The 12782-nt window shown below is 70.1% G+C and carries 11 protein-coding genes; 4 read left to right on the top strand and 7 right to left on the bottom strand.

Translation table 11 applies throughout. The annotated features are described in order from the left end of the window. Window positions 1–63: 63 nt before the first annotated feature. Entirely contained in the window at window positions 64–1245 is a 1182-nt protein-coding gene (locus ACQHII_RS38540; RefSeq protein ID WP_427923600.1) for a glycerophosphodiester phosphodiesterase, read from the bottom strand. A gap of 319 nt (window positions 1246–1564) precedes the next feature. Between ACQHII_RS38540 and ACQHII_RS38535 the strand changes: the two genes are divergently transcribed. Further along, window positions 1565–2236, top strand: a complete 672-nt coding sequence (locus ACQHII_RS38535; RefSeq protein ID WP_427923599.1) for a lysophospholipid acyltransferase family protein — start codon at window positions 1565–1567, stop codon at window positions 2234–2236. 81 nt (window positions 2237–2317) lie between these two features. On the opposite strand, the gene ACQHII_RS38530 is transcribed toward ACQHII_RS38535, so the two are convergent. The 4 genes from ACQHII_RS38530 to argH form a co-directional block, all read right to left on the bottom strand. Continuing rightward, window positions 2318–3841 (bottom strand): MFS transporter, encoded by a 1524-nt coding sequence (locus tag ACQHII_RS38530; protein ID WP_427923598.1) that lies wholly within the window; start codon window positions 3839–3841, stop codon window positions 2318–2320. Then, a complete protein-coding gene (locus ACQHII_RS38525; protein WP_427923597.1) occupies window positions 3838–4404 on the bottom strand; it encodes a TetR/AcrR family transcriptional regulator in 567 nt (188 codons plus the stop codon). The genes ACQHII_RS38530 and ACQHII_RS38525 overlap by 4 nt, the downstream gene beginning before the upstream one ends. 83 nt (window positions 4405–4487) lie before the next feature. After that, window positions 4488–5459 (bottom strand): aldo/keto reductase, encoded by a 972-nt coding sequence (locus ACQHII_RS38520; RefSeq protein ID WP_427923596.1) that lies wholly within the window; start codon window positions 5457–5459, stop codon window positions 4488–4490. 117 nt (window positions 5460–5576) lie between these two features. After that, window positions 5577–7010 (bottom strand): argininosuccinate lyase, encoded by a 1434-nt coding sequence (gene argH, locus ACQHII_RS38515; protein WP_427923595.1) that lies wholly within the window; start codon window positions 7008–7010, stop codon window positions 5577–5579. Window positions 7011–7252: 242 nt separating this feature from the next. Here argH and ACQHII_RS38510 point away from each other — a divergent pair, with 242 nt between their 5' ends. Further along, window positions 7253–8119: a hypothetical protein gene (locus ACQHII_RS38510; RefSeq protein WP_427923594.1), complete on the top strand. Its 867-nt coding sequence runs from the start codon at window positions 7253–7255 to the stop codon at window positions 8117–8119. A gap of 134 nt (window positions 8120–8253) precedes the next feature. Next, window positions 8254–8952, top strand: a complete 699-nt coding sequence (locus ACQHII_RS38505; protein ID WP_427923593.1) for a L,D-transpeptidase family protein — start codon at window positions 8254–8256, stop codon at window positions 8950–8952. 79 nt (window positions 8953–9031) lie between these two features. Here ACQHII_RS38505 and ACQHII_RS38500 read toward each other — a convergent pair whose 3' ends face one another. Together ACQHII_RS38500 and ACQHII_RS38495 are read right to left on the bottom strand one after the other, a co-directional pair. Then, the gene (locus tag ACQHII_RS38500) at window positions 9032–10540 is read right to left on the bottom strand and encodes a sensor histidine kinase (protein WP_427923592.1); all 1509 of its coding nucleotides are present in this window, start codon (window positions 10538–10540) and stop codon (window positions 9032–9034) included. Next, window positions 10540–11277, bottom strand: a complete 738-nt coding sequence (locus ACQHII_RS38495) for a response regulator transcription factor (RefSeq protein WP_427923591.1) — start codon at window positions 11275–11277, stop codon at window positions 10540–10542. The genes ACQHII_RS38500 and ACQHII_RS38495 overlap by 1 nt, the downstream gene beginning before the upstream one ends. Window positions 11278–11429: 152 nt before the next feature. Between ACQHII_RS38495 and ACQHII_RS38490 the strand changes: the two genes are divergently transcribed. Beyond that, on the top strand, window positions 11430–12782 hold the full coding sequence (locus ACQHII_RS38490; protein WP_427923590.1) for a ferredoxin reductase family protein: 1353 nt from the start codon (window positions 11430–11432) through the stop codon (window positions 12780–12782).

Here is a 12782-nt window from a genome sequence, read left to right as displayed (position 1 = left end):
ACGTGGCCGCCCCGGCACAAGGTTGCCGGGGCGGCCGTCTGTCACTCCAACGGGGCGCGGGGCTCAGCCGTTGACGAAGTCCGCGCGGGCCAGCAGGCCGGTGTCGGCGTTGTCGGTGAAGACACCGTCGATGCCGGTGGCGAAGTAGCGCTTGAAGGCGCCGAACGCGTCGCCGTAGGCGTCGACGGCGGTGCCCTTGCGGTACTCCAGCGGCAGGAAGGGGTTCTCGTTGCGCATGGTGTAGGGGTGCAGGATCAGGCCGACCTTGTGCGCGTCGGCGACCAGGGTGGTCTCCTTGTTCAGGCTGCCGTCGGCGTTCTTCGTGATGATCAGGTCGAGCGTCGGGCCCAGGCCCTGCGCGTACGTCGCGATCTCGGCGAGGCCCTTGGGGGTGACCAGGTCGTCGACCGTGCGCGGGTCGCCCAGGTCGACGAAGTCGAAGGGGCGGGTGCCCGTGCCGGACAGCAGCACGACGAGGTTGTTGCGCACCAGCTTGCTGATCTTCTGGATGCTGGTCGGCTCGAAGGACTGGATGAGGACCGGCGAGTTCCGCTTGTCCTTGCCGTGCTTGCGCAGGGCCGAGGAGAGCAGCTTCTCCATGTCGAAGCCGCGCTTGCGGAAGTAGGTGGGGTGCTTCATCTCGGGGTAGATCCAGACCTGCTTGCCGCGCTTACGGGTCTGCTCGTCCTGCCACTTGAGGACCTCCTCGAAGGTCGGGATCTCCCAGCGGCCGTTGTAGAGCGTGTTGTGCGGGCGGTTGGCCGGAATGCGCTCGATCGCGCGCAGGGTCTTCAGCTCGGCGAGCGTGAAGTCCTCGGTGAACCAGCCGGTCGTGGAGACACCGTCGAGCAGCTTGGTGGTCTTGCGGCTCGCGAACTCGGGGTGGTCGGCGACGTTCGTCGTGCCGCCGATCTCCGGCTCGTGCCGGCAGACCAGGTGACCGTCCTTGGTGGGGACCAGGTCACCCGCCTCGACGATGTCGGCACCCAGGTCGAGGGCCAGGTTGTACGAACCGAAGGTGTGCTCCGGACGGTAGCCGCTGGTGCCCCGGTGCCCGACGATGGCCGGCTTGGGCAGGTCCTTGAGACCACCGCCGTGACGGGCCGTCGAGGCCTCGGCGGCTCTCGCCGTGCCCGCCGGTCCCAGTGCGGCCACTCCCGCACCGAGCACGGCCGCACCGAGGAGTGCCCGTCGTCCCGTTCCGCCTGCCCGCTCGTTCGGCCCCTGCGTTCCCTGCGTGTCCATGAAACCTCCTGGCGTCGCCCCGTCGGTGCGCGCCGATCGTAGGTGCGCGTACATGACGAACGGGAGACCCCGGCCGGAACACGGGTGTGACGCTGGATGTCGCACGGACGGACAGGTTTGACACGGCCTCAGCAAGGAACGCGAGATGAGTCACAACATGGCGGCCCGGTTACGGGGCGACTCCGGAGCGACACCGCAGGTAAACGTGCGTCAACACTGCGTAAGACCTCGGTGAACCCGATGTGCAATACGCGTCGCACCGCGAGTATCGTCCTCACCTGCACAGTTTTATATCGACCCCTTGACACCGGAGGGCCCGTTGTCCCGCTTCGTGCTCATCAAGGCAGTGCTCGGACCGATCATGCGCCTGATGTTCCGCACACGTGTGGAGGGCGCGGAGCACATCCCCGGTGACGGCCCGGTGATCCTGGCCGGCAACCACCTCACGTTCATCGACTCGATGATCCTTCCGCTGGTCTGCGACCGGCAGGTGTTCTTCATCGGCAAGGACGAGTACGTCACCGGCAAGGGGTTCAAGGGCCGCCTCATGGCCTGGTTCTTCACCGGCGTCGGCATGATCCCGGTCGACCGGGACGGTGCCAATGGCGGCGTCGCCGCGCTGATGACCGGGCGGCGTGTGCTGGAGGAGGGCAAGGTCTTCGGGATCTACCCCGAGGGCACGCGGTCGCCCGACGGGCGGCTGTACCGGGGCCGCACCGGCATCGCCCGGCTCACGATGATGACGGGCGCGCCGGTTGTTCCGTTCGCGATGATCGGTACGGACAAGTTGCAGCCCGGGGGTGCGGGGATTCCCCGCCCTGGGCGGGTCACCGTTCGGTTCGGTGAGGCGATGGAGTTCTCCCGGTACGAGGGGATGGACCGGGATCGGTATGTGCTGCGGGCCGTGACGGACTCCGTGATGGCTGAGGTCATGCGGTTGTCGGGGCAGGAGTACGTGGACATGTACGCGACTAAGGCGAAAGCCGCGTAGAGGTTCGTTTTTGAGTGCGGGTGAGTGGGGGCTGGTCGCGCCCGCGCGGCGGAGCCGCAAATCGACACAGCCCCGCGCCCCTTACGGGGCGCTCTCCAGCCGTTGGTTTCGAAGCATGAACCATGCCGCAACTGCCGTTAGCAGCAAGACCGTTGCGCCTACCGCCGACGCCACGCTGAGGCCGTTGACGAAAGCCTCTCTCGCCGACGTCAGCATTTTCTGGGCCGCCTGGGTCGGCATGGCGCCCGCCGCTTCCACCGCGCCGCCCAACGACTCGTGGGCGGCGCTCGGTGTGCCCGCCGGAGATCCGAAGCCCCGGTAGACACCCGTCACGATCGAGCCCAGGACCGCGATGCCGAGGGCCGCGCCGAGTTCGTAGGCCGTTTCCGAGACCGCTGATGCGGCGCCCGCCTGTTCCTTCGGTACGGAGGAGAGGATGACGTCGGCCGTCACCGTGAAGGAGAAGCTGGCGCCTACGCCGACCACCAGCAGGGCGGCGCCGAGGAGCGGGTAGCCGGTCGACTGGTCGAGGGTCGTCAGGACGGCGAGTGCCAGGCCGACGGCCGCGAGGCCGCCCGCCACCACCGCGCGGACCGAGAAACGGCGGGCCGTCCGGCCGGCGATCAGGCCGGCCGCCACCGCGCCCACCGCGGCGGGGATTTCGGCCAGGCCCGCCTCGAACGGGCCCCTGCCCTGGACCAGTTGCAGGTACTGGGAGAGGAAGAACACCAGTCCGGACAGGCCGAGGATGGTCAGCAGGTCGGCCAGGACGGCCGCGCTGAAGCCCCGGTTGCGGAACAGGCGCATGTCCAACAGCGGTGCGGGTAGCGTGAGTTGGCGGCGGACGAACCAGTACAGGGCCGCCGCGCCCAGTGCGCCCACCGCGAGTGCGGGCCACTCGAAGCCGTGGGTCGCGGCCTCCTTGACCGCGTAGACGACACCGATCACACCCACCAGGGACAGTACGACGCTGATCATGTCCCAGGGCCCCGGGTCGGGGTTCTTCGACTCCGGGAGCATCTTGATGCCGACCAGGACAAGGACCGCCATCACCGGCAGGTTGATGAGGAACACCGAGCCCCACCAGAAGTGTTCGAGCAGGAAGCCGCCGGCGACCGGACCGACTGCCGTACCGGCGGAGGCCGTTGCGCCCCAGATGCCGACCGCGAGGCTGCGTTCGCGCGGGTCGTGGAAGAGGTTTCGGATCAGGGCGAGGGTGGCGGGCATCAGGGTCGCGCCCGCGACACCGAGCAGCGCCCGGGCCAGGATCATCAACTCCGGTGTCGTGGCATAGGCGTTGAGGACCGAGATCGCGCCGAAGGCGGTGGCCCCGACGAGCAGGATGCGCTTGCGGCCTATTCGGTCGCCGAGGCTGCCCATCGACACGAGCAGGCCCGCGATGACGAAGGAGTAGACGTCGCCGATCCAGAGGAGTTGTGTGCCCGACGGCTTCAAGTCCTCGCTGATGTAGGGGGTTGCCAGGCCCAGGACGGTCGCGTCCACGGCCACCAGCAGCACGGCGAGCACGAGGACGGAGAGCGCGAGCCAACGGCCCGGGCGCTTCTCCGTCTCCGTCACAGCCGCCGGCTGCAGGGTGCTGGTCATGATTCCTCTCTCCGTGTCGTGTCTCTGCGTAGTGCGCCGCCGAGCAGCAGCTCGACGGTCATGTGCGTGAAGTCCTTCGGGGCGCCCTTGCCGCTCTGCACCAGCCACACCGCGGAGGCCAGCAGGCCGAACAGCGCCTCGGTGAGCCAGGCGGGCGTGAGATCGATACGGAACTCACCGCTCTGCTGGCCGCGCCGGAACAGGGCGGTGATCCGGTCGTCGATCCTGGCCCAGCCGGCGTGCTGCTCCTCGCCCTCGAACAGCTGGTTCTCGGTGTAGAGGAAGGCGAGCAGACCGGCGGCCGGTTCGGCCTCACGGACGAGCCGCCGTACGGCGTCCTCGGCACGGCCCTCGTCCAGCCGCGCCGCGTCCAGGGCCGCCTCGCACTCGGCGATGCCGAGCGCCTCCAGCGCCCGTACGAGGGCGTCGCGCCCCGCGAACTGGCGGTGCAGGGTGGCCCGGCTGATCCCGGCCGCCTTGGCGACCTCGTCCATCGTCGCGGTGGACTTGCGGGTCAGCAGGGCGGCGGCAGCGCGGAGTACGTCGTCGCGGTCGAGAGCCATGAGACAACCATAACCCACATGAGACATTCATGTCTCACGGTGGGCGTGGCTGCCTCACGGACGGGGTCGGTCGTCCGGTTCGCTCAGTGCCAGGGGAGCTGCCCGCGCTTCTCCCAGTACGTGTGCGGGTCCTCGGTGAGTGCGGCGAGGCGGGCGAGCTGATCGTCGTCCAGGTCCACGACCGCCGCGTGCAGGTTGGAGGCGAGCTGGGCGACCGTCGCGGCGCCGGACAGGGCCACGCCTGCCCACGGCTCGCGCAGGATCAGGGCCAGGGCGATCGCGTCGGCACCCATGGACGTCTCTTCCGCCACGGCCTTCAGGGCGTCCGGCGCGTACGGTCCCGCGAGCCGGCCGTTGGCCATGCCCTCCTTGACGATCACCGCGAGTCCGGCGTCGTGGGCCTCTGCGAGGGCGGGGCCGGCCGAAGTCTCCAGGGCGTTGTACGTCGACTGGACCGTGCGGAAGAGAGGTTCGCCGTCGACCGTCACGGCGAGGGCGGCGCGGATGGCGTCCGCCTGGGCCGGGCCGCTCGTCGAGAAGCCGACGGTCACGCCCGTCGCCGCCAACTCGGCCAGTTTCGCGTGGAGTTCCTTGTCGCTGAGGGCCGGGCTGTCGGGGGTCACCGAGTGGATCTGGTACAGGTCGAGGCGGTCGCCCAGCAGTTCGGCGGTTTCGCGGCGCTGACGGTCGTAGGTCCGGACGCCGTGGTCCTTGACCTCGTGCTTCTCGGCGTCGGTGGTCCAGTCGGCGGTGTAGGTGTAGCCCCATTTGCTGCCGACCACGATGTCGTCGAGGTCGGGGTGGGCGGTCAGCCACGCGGCGAGGAACTCCTCCGAGCGGCCGTAGGAGCGGGCCGCGTCGAAGTAGCGGACGCCCTGCGCGTAGGCGGCGTCCAGGAGTTCGTGGGTGCGGGCTCGGAGGGTTTCTACGGTGCGGGTCTCTCCGAGGTCTTCGTCGCGGCCGAGGTTGATGTAGCCGGGGCGGCCTACTGCGGCGAGGCCCAGTCCGAGGTGGGCGGTGGGGGTGGTGGCGGTGGTGAGGCGGGCGAAGGGCATGCCGACAACGTAACTCGGGATGCCGTTCGCCTCAGGATTTGGTTTGTACGGTTGTTTGGCGGGTGCGGGTGCGTGGGGGCTGGTCGCGCAGTTCCCCGCGCCCCTGAAAACCTGCCCCTACCGCTTGTCTTTGGCAGTCACCCACTCCTGCTGTACCGCCAAGTCCCGCTTCACCTCGGCCAGTTGGATCGCCACCGCGCTCGGGGCCGTGCCGCCTCGGGCGTTGCGGGAGGCCAGGGCGCCGGGGACGTCGAGGACCGTGCGGACCTCGGGGGTGAGGTGGGCGGAGATCTTCGCGAACTGTTCGTCAGTGAGGTCGCTCAGTTCGATGTCCTCGGACTCCGCGACCTTGACGCACTCGCCGGCGACCTCGTGCGCCACCCGGAACGGGACGCCCTGCCTGACCAGCCACTCGGCGATGTCGGTGGCGAGGGAGAAGCCGGCCGGGGCCAGTTCCTCCATACGCTCGCGGTGGATGGTCAGGGTGGCCATCATGCCGGTGAACGCCGGGAGCAGGACCTCGAGTTGGTCGATGGAGTCGAAGACCGGCTCCTTGTCCTCCTGGAGGTCCCGGTTGTAGGCGAGCGGGAGCGCCTTGAGCGTGGCCATCAGGCCCGTCAGGTTGCCGATCAGGCGGCCGGACTTGCCGCGCGCCAGCTCCGCGATGTCGGGGTTCTTCTTCTGCGGCATGATCGACGAGCCCGTGGAGAACGCGTCGTGCAGGGTCACGAAGGAGAACTCCTTCGTGTTCCAGATGATGATCTCCTCGGCAATCCGGGAGAGGTTCACGCCGATCATCGCGGTGATGAAGGCGAACTCCGCGACGAAGTCACGGGAGGCCGTGCCGTCGATCGAGTTCGCGACCGAGCCGTGCTCGAAGCCGAGGTCCTTCGCCACCGACTCCGGGTCCAGGCCCAGGGAGGAACCGGCCAGCGCGCCCGAGCCGTACGGGGACACCGCAGTGCGCTCGTCCCACTGGCGCAGCCGCTCCGCGTCCCGGGAGAGGGGCTGGACGTGGGCCAGGACGTGGTGGGCGAACAGGACCGGCTGGGCGTGCTGGAGGTGGGTGCGGCCGGGCATCGCCACGTCGGGGTGGGCCTCCGCGAGGCCGATCAGCGCGTCCTGGAGTTCGGCGATCAGGCCGCCGATCGTCCGGGCGTGGTCCCGCAGGTACATGCGGAAGAGGGTGGCGACCTGGTCGTTGCGCGAGCGGCCGGCGCGGAGTTTGCCGCCGAGGTCGGGGCCGAGGATCTCCAACAGCCCGCGTTCCAGGGCCGTATGGACGTCCTCGTCGGCGATCGTGCCGACCAGGGTGCCATCGGCCACGTTCGCCGCCAGTTGGTCGAGGCCCGCGAGCATGCGGGTCAGCTCGTCGTCGTCGAGGAGGTTCGCCTTGTGCAGCACGCGTGCGTGGGCGCGGGAACCGGCGATGTCGTAGGGCGCGAGCCGCCAGTCGAAGTGGACGGACGCGGACAGCTTCGCCAGGGCCTCGGCGGGACCGTCGGCGAAACGACCGCCCCAGAGCCGTACGTCACCGCTGTTGCTGCTCACTTGCGCTGCTCCTCAAAGGCCGTGGACCGAGGGTCGTCGTTCCGTGGGTTCCTGCTGTGGTGTCCCTGCATTGTGCCGCATGCATGATTATGCAGAGCTCTGCATGATTCGTCAATTTGAAAGACCCTTGAACAACCTTGAACACCAGCAACCGCTTACCCGTACCTCTCGCCGAACGCAGGCGCCGCGTTTCCCCCCACGAGTCACCCCCAGTTCACCCCTGACCCGAGTGAGGCATTCGCATGTCCAGGGCTCTCCCCAAGTACAACAAGCGTCGCGTCGTGTTCATCGGCGGTGCCGCCGCCGTGGCCCTCACCGGTGCTGTCATCGCCGGCACCGCTCTTGCCGGGACGCCGGACAAGAGCAGCACCACGCAGAGCGCCCGGACGCTGTCCGACCCCGGGACGATCACCTGCCCCGACGTGAAGTCGCAGCTCCCCGCCGTGCCGGCGACCGCGCAGGCCGAGGTAGACCGCAACCTCACCCTGCTCGACACGCAGATCGCCGAGGCCAACAAGCGACTCGTCGACACCGTCGGACAGGGCGGCGCCAACTTCGTCCAGAACGCCATCCTCGGCCCCTTGAAGGACAAGCGCGTCTCCACCATCGACCGCATCGCCATCGCCATCGGACGCCAGGGCACCAAGCCGACCGGACTCGACTCCCTGGCCACCTGCACGCTCAACGCGGCCGGTGCTACGGGCGCTACGGGGTCGACCGGTGCGACGGACACCGCGACCGCCACCCCGAGCGCGACGGCCGCCGCCACACAGGCGGCCGGGGGGACGGACGACACCGCCGCCGGGTCGAGTGCGGTCGGGACCATCTCCTGCCCGGACGTGAAGTCGCAGCTGCCGGCGGTTCCGGCGTCGGCGCAGGCCGAGGTAGACCGCAACCTCGCCCTCCTCGACACGCAGATCGCCGAGGCCAACAAGCGACTCGTCGACACCGTCGGACAGGGCGGCGCCAACTTCGTCCAGAACGCCATCCTCGGCCCGCTGGAGGACAAGCGCGTCTCCACCATCGACCGCATCGCGATCGCCATCGGGCGCCAGGGCACCAAGCCGACCGGACTGGACTCCCTGGCCGCCTGCACGCTCACCAAGTGACGTGACAGGCAGCCGTGGCCGCCCCGATGAACGCCGGCCGGGGCGGCCACGGTGATGTCCGCAGCGGTGCGGCGCGTTGCCTGTTCGGCCCATCTGAGGTGCCGTCACCGGGTGCGCGCTCTAGCGTCTGAGGCATGCGTCCCGGTGTCGTCGCCCTCACCTCCCTTCTGCTCCTGCTCGGTGCGGTTCCCGCCCGGGCGGTGGAGCCGTCGCCCCTGTCGCTCGCGGACACCGGGGGTGGGAGTCAGCTGCTCCTCGCTCAGGCTCCGCACGCCAACTCCACGTCAGGGACGCTCAGTTGGTGGGAACGGCGGCGGGGCGGGAAGTGGATGAAGGTCAGTTCCGCCGTCGCCCGGTTCGGGGCGAAGGGGCTCGTCGAGGGGCGGGCTCGCAAGCAGGGGTCGTACACGACTCCCACCGGGTTGTACGACCTGCCGTACGCCTTCGGGATCAAGGGTGCGCCGGGTGGGACCCGGGTCAAGTACCGGCGGGTGAACGGGAGTTCTTGGTGGTGTGAGGACACCCGGTCTCGCGTCTACAACCGGTGGAGTGAGCCGCTTGCCCGTGACTGTCGGGCGTCCGAGTCGGAGCGGTTGATCTCTTATGCGACGCAGTACTCGTACGGGGTTGTCATCGGGTACAACTACGCCAAGCCCGTGAAGGGGCGTGGGGCCGGGATCTTTCTGCATGTCAACGGGCGTGGGGCTACCGCCGGTTGTGTGTCCGTGTCGGTGGATGCGATGCGGAGGATTTTGAGGTGGGTCGATCCTGGGCGGGCGCCGCATATCGCCATTGGGACGGTGAGTGGGGCTACGGCCATCACCAAGTACTGATTCGCGAGAGCGCCGTTCAGGTTTCGGTTGTACGGCGGGTGCCGGCCGGTTGTGGCTGGGCGCGCAGTTCCCCGCGCCTCTAAGCAACCCCCCTGGACGGGAGTTTCACCGTGAACGTTGTTGAGCCTGGGCAGCTCTCCAACCCCACGCTCCCCCCATGCGCCTCCGTCACCGCCGCCACGATCGACAGGCCCAGGCCCGCTCCCCCGCCTCTGCCCTCCGTCCGTCTGCGGTCCGCCCTCGTGAAGCGTTCGAAGACGCCCGGCTGGACCTCCGGCGGGACGCCCGGGCCGTCGTCGTGGACCACCAGGGAAGTCGCCTCGGCGCTCGTCTCCACCGACACCGTCACCTTCGTGCCAACAGGTGTGTGCAAACGCGCGTTGGCCAACAAGTTGGCCAACACCTGTTGGAGGCGGTGGGCGTCGCCGGTGACGGTGACCGGTTCCTCGGGGAGTTGGAGGGCCCAGCGGTGGTCGGGACCCGCGGCCCGGGCGTCGGCGATGGCGTCGAGGACCAGGCGGGTGAGGTCGACGGGACGGCGTTCGAGGGGGCGGCCCGCGTCGAGGCGGGCGAGGAGGAGCATCTCGTCGACCATCACGCCCATGCGCGCGGACTCGGCCTCGATGCGTTCCAGGGCCCGGGTCACCTTGGGCGGGACGGGGTCCGGGTGGAGGAGGGCCAACTCGGCGTGGCCCCGGATCGACGCGACCGGGGTGCGCAGTTCGTGGCTGGCGTCGGCCGCGAAGCTGCGCAGGCGTTCCTCGCTGGCGTGCCGGTGGGTGAGCGCGTCCTCGACATGGCCGAGCATGCGGTTGAAGGCGCCGGCGACCTGGCCCACCTCGCTGCGCGGGTCCGATTCGGGCGCCCGGGGCGGGAGAGCCACCTCGCCGCTGGCCAGCGGGAGTTCGCTGACCCGGGTGGCGGTGGCGGCGACCCGGCTGAGCGGCCGCAGCGACCAGCGCACCCAGAGCGCGCCCGCGAAGCCGGTGATCAGGAGGGCGGCGCCGAAGACGATCGCGGCGACCGCCTCCAGCCGGTGGACGGCGGCCTCCACCGACTCCAGCGGGAGCCCGGTGATCATCACGTCGCCGTCCCGGCCCTTTGCGGCGAGGACGCGGTACTTGCCGAGGGACGAGAGATGGATCGTGCGGGCCGTGCCCCCTACCGGCACCGCCGCGAGTTCCCTGCGGTCCCTCGCGGTCAGCGCCACCTTCAGGTCGGTCGTGGTGTCGTCCTTGTCCGCGGGCACGACCCCCGAGTTGGTGACGATGCCGTTGACCAGGCGGGCGCCGAAGGTGTGCGGTGCCTGTCGGCGGGTGTCGCCGCGTTCCCGGTCGTCGGCGTCGTGGTCGGTGAGCGTCTGGCCCTTGTGCTCCAGGCTGGCGGGGAACTGGGTACCGACCTCGGTGAGCTGCTGGTCGAGGCGGCCGGTGAGGAAGCCGTCCAGTTCGACGACCGCGGCCACTCCGACGGCCGCGCAGCTGACCGCGAGCAGGACCACCAGGCCCGCCGTCAGGCGCGCCCGCAGGGTGTGCGGCCGGGGCAGGCTCCGCAGCCTGCGTGCGACGGCCCGCAGTGCCCTGGTCATCAGAGGACCGGCTTGAGAACGTATCCGGCGCCGCGCACGGTGTGGATCATGGGCTGGCGGCCGGCGTCCACCTTCTTGCGCAGGTAGGAGATGTACAGCTCGACGACATGGGCCTGACCGCCGAAGTCGTAGGACCAGACGCGGTCGAGGATCTGGGCCTTGCTGAGGACGCGGCGCGGGTTGCGCATGAGGAAGCGGAGCAGTTCGAACTCGGTGGGTGACAGCTCTACGATGCGGCCGGCCCGGCTGACCTCGCGGGCCTCCTCGTCCATGACCAGATCCCCGACGGTGATCCGGGGGCCCTCCTCCGCCTGGCGGGCCATGCCGGCGCGGCGCAGCAGTCCGCGCAGCCGGGCGACGACCTCCTCCAGGCTGAAGGGTTTCGTGACGTAGTCGTCGCCGCCCGCCGTGATACCGGCGATGCGGTCCTCGACGGTGTCCCGGGCGGTGAGGAAGAGCACGCAGACGTCGGGCTTCACCTCGTGCAGGGAGCGCAGTACGGCGAAGCCGTCGGTGTCCGGGAGCATCACGTCGAGGACAACGGCGTCCGGCCGCAGGTCGCGCGCCTCGGTGAGCGCGGCGGCTCCGTCGCCCGCCGTGCGGACCTCCCAGCCCTCGTAGCGCAGGGCACCGGAGAGCACCTCGGCCAGGTCGGGGTCGTCGTCGACGACGAGGACGCGGACGGGAGTGCCGTCGGGGCGGGTGAGGGCCGGTCGGCCGGAGCGGGTCGTGTTCATGGCACTTACCAGCATCGCCCCTCACGGCCTCGCCGGCCGCCGTTGAGGGCCTCTGAGTTTCCTCTGAGAACTCTGAGAACCGCGTCCGCTCAGAGATCCCTCAGAGGTTGTGCCCGCACAGTTGCGTGGAGGACAGGTGAAAGGACGCACACATGACCACCGTGTACGAGCAGCGGAAGGCGCCGCCCGTCGCACCCGTTCCCCGGCGCTCGCCCGCGGGTCCGCTGCTGGCTCTGCTCTGGGCCGGCGCGGCGGCCTCCGTCGCCCTCTGGTGGGCGGACACCGGCTCCGTGGTCGGGGCCGCCGGCTGGCTGACCGGGGCCGGGCGGCTCGCCGGGCTGCTGTGCGGATACGCCTGTGCCGTGCTCGTCGGTCTGATGGCCCGGGTGCCGCTGCTGGAGCGGCGGATCGGCTCGGACCGGGTGGCGCGCTGGCACGCGATGGCGGGCCGCTACACGATCTGTCTGCTGGTCGTGCACGTCGTGCTGATCCTGCTCGGGTACGCCGCGCAGGACCATGCCTCGATCGTGCACGAGACGGTCACGGTCGTCTTCGACTACCCGGACATGCTCAAGGGCACCATCGGTGGGCTGATCCTCTTCGCGGTCGGGATCACCTCGGCCCGCGCCGCGCGCCGCAGGCTCAGCTACGAGTTCTGGTACTACGTCCACCTGGTCACGTACCTCGCGGTCTTCCTCGCCTTCTTCCACCAGCTGTCCCTGGGCAACGAGTTCAACGGCCACGCCGGGGCCACGGCCGCCTGGTACGCGCTGTACCTGGGCGTCGCGGCGCTGGTCCTCTGGTACCGGGTCCTCGCCCCGGTGCGGTTCAACCTGCGGCACCGGCTGCGGGTCGAGTCCGTACACCGGGAGGCGCCGGGTGTGTACTCCGTCGTCGTACGGGGGCACCGGGTCGACGAGATGGGCGCCGAGGCCGGGCAGTTCTTCCGCTGGCGGTTCTTCGGCGAGGGCATGGGCTGGACGTCGACGCCGTACTCGCTGTCGGCGCCGCCGCGCGGGGACCTGCTGCGGATCACGGTGAAGGCGCTCGGCGACCACAGCGCGGCCGTACCGCTGCTGCGGCCGGGCGCGCGGGTGTGGGCGGAGGGGCCGTACGGCTCGATGACCGCCGAACGGCGCACCGGGCAGCGGTCGTTGCTGATCGCGGCCGGGGTCGGGATCACCCCGCTGCGGGCGCTGTTCGAGACGCTGCCGGGCGAGGTGACGCTGCTGTACCGGGCGCGTTCGGCCGAAGACCTGGCGCTGGGCGGGGAGTTGGAGGCGATCGCGCGGTGGCGCGGGGCGAAGGTGCTGTACGCCCTCAACGGGCCGCAGGGGCAGCGGCCCGTGCTCGGCGCGGCGGCGCTGCGCGAGGCCGTGCCCGATCTCGCCGGGCACGACGTGTACATCTGCGGTCCGCACGCCTTCGCCCAGGAGCTGTACGGCGCACTGCGCGCCGCCGGTGTGCCGGACCGCCGTATCCACCACGAGTCGTTCGAGCTGTGA

Origin of the sequence: Streptomyces sp. cg40 (assembly GCF_050320165.1) — a bacterium.
Classification (GTDB): domain Bacteria; phylum Actinomycetota; class Actinomycetes; order Streptomycetales; family Streptomycetaceae; genus Streptomyces; species Streptomyces hokutonensis.
Note: the sequence above shows the minus strand (reverse complement) of the source record. Positions and strands in the feature narration are given on the sequence as shown.

What these genes read in the sequence shown, in the direction of transcription:
- ACQHII_RS38520 (WP_427923596.1), bottom strand. Translation starts at nt 5,459, where the DNA reads ATGCCCTTCGCCCGCCTCACCACCGCCACCACCCCCACCGCCCACCTC.
- ACQHII_RS38510 (WP_427923594.1), top strand. Translation starts at nt 7,253, where the DNA reads ATGTCCAGGGCTCTCCCCAAGTACAACAAGCGTCGCGTCGTGTTCATC.
- ACQHII_RS38490 (WP_427923590.1), top strand. Translation starts at nt 11,430, where the DNA reads ATGACCACCGTGTACGAGCAGCGGAAGGCGCCGCCCGTCGCACCCGTT.
- ACQHII_RS38495 (WP_427923591.1), bottom strand. Translation starts at nt 11,277, where the DNA reads ATGAACACGACCCGCTCCGGCCGACCGGCCCTCACCCGCCCCGACGGC.
- ACQHII_RS38530 (WP_427923598.1), bottom strand. Translation starts at nt 3,841, where the DNA reads ATGACCAGCACCCTGCAGCCGGCGGCTGTGACGGAGACGGAGAAGCGC.
- ACQHII_RS38500 (WP_427923592.1), bottom strand. Translation starts at nt 10,540, where the DNA reads ATGACCAGGGCACTGCGGGCCGTCGCACGCAGGCTGCGGAGCCTGCCC.
- ACQHII_RS38540 (WP_427923600.1), bottom strand. Translation starts at nt 1,245, where the DNA reads ATGGACACGCAGGGAACGCAGGGGCCGAACGAGCGGGCAGGCGGAACG.
- ACQHII_RS38525 (WP_427923597.1), bottom strand. Translation starts at nt 4,404, where the DNA reads ATGGCTCTCGACCGCGACGACGTACTCCGCGCTGCCGCCGCCCTGCTG.
- ACQHII_RS38505 (WP_427923593.1), top strand. Translation starts at nt 8,254, where the DNA reads ATGCGTCCCGGTGTCGTCGCCCTCACCTCCCTTCTGCTCCTGCTCGGT.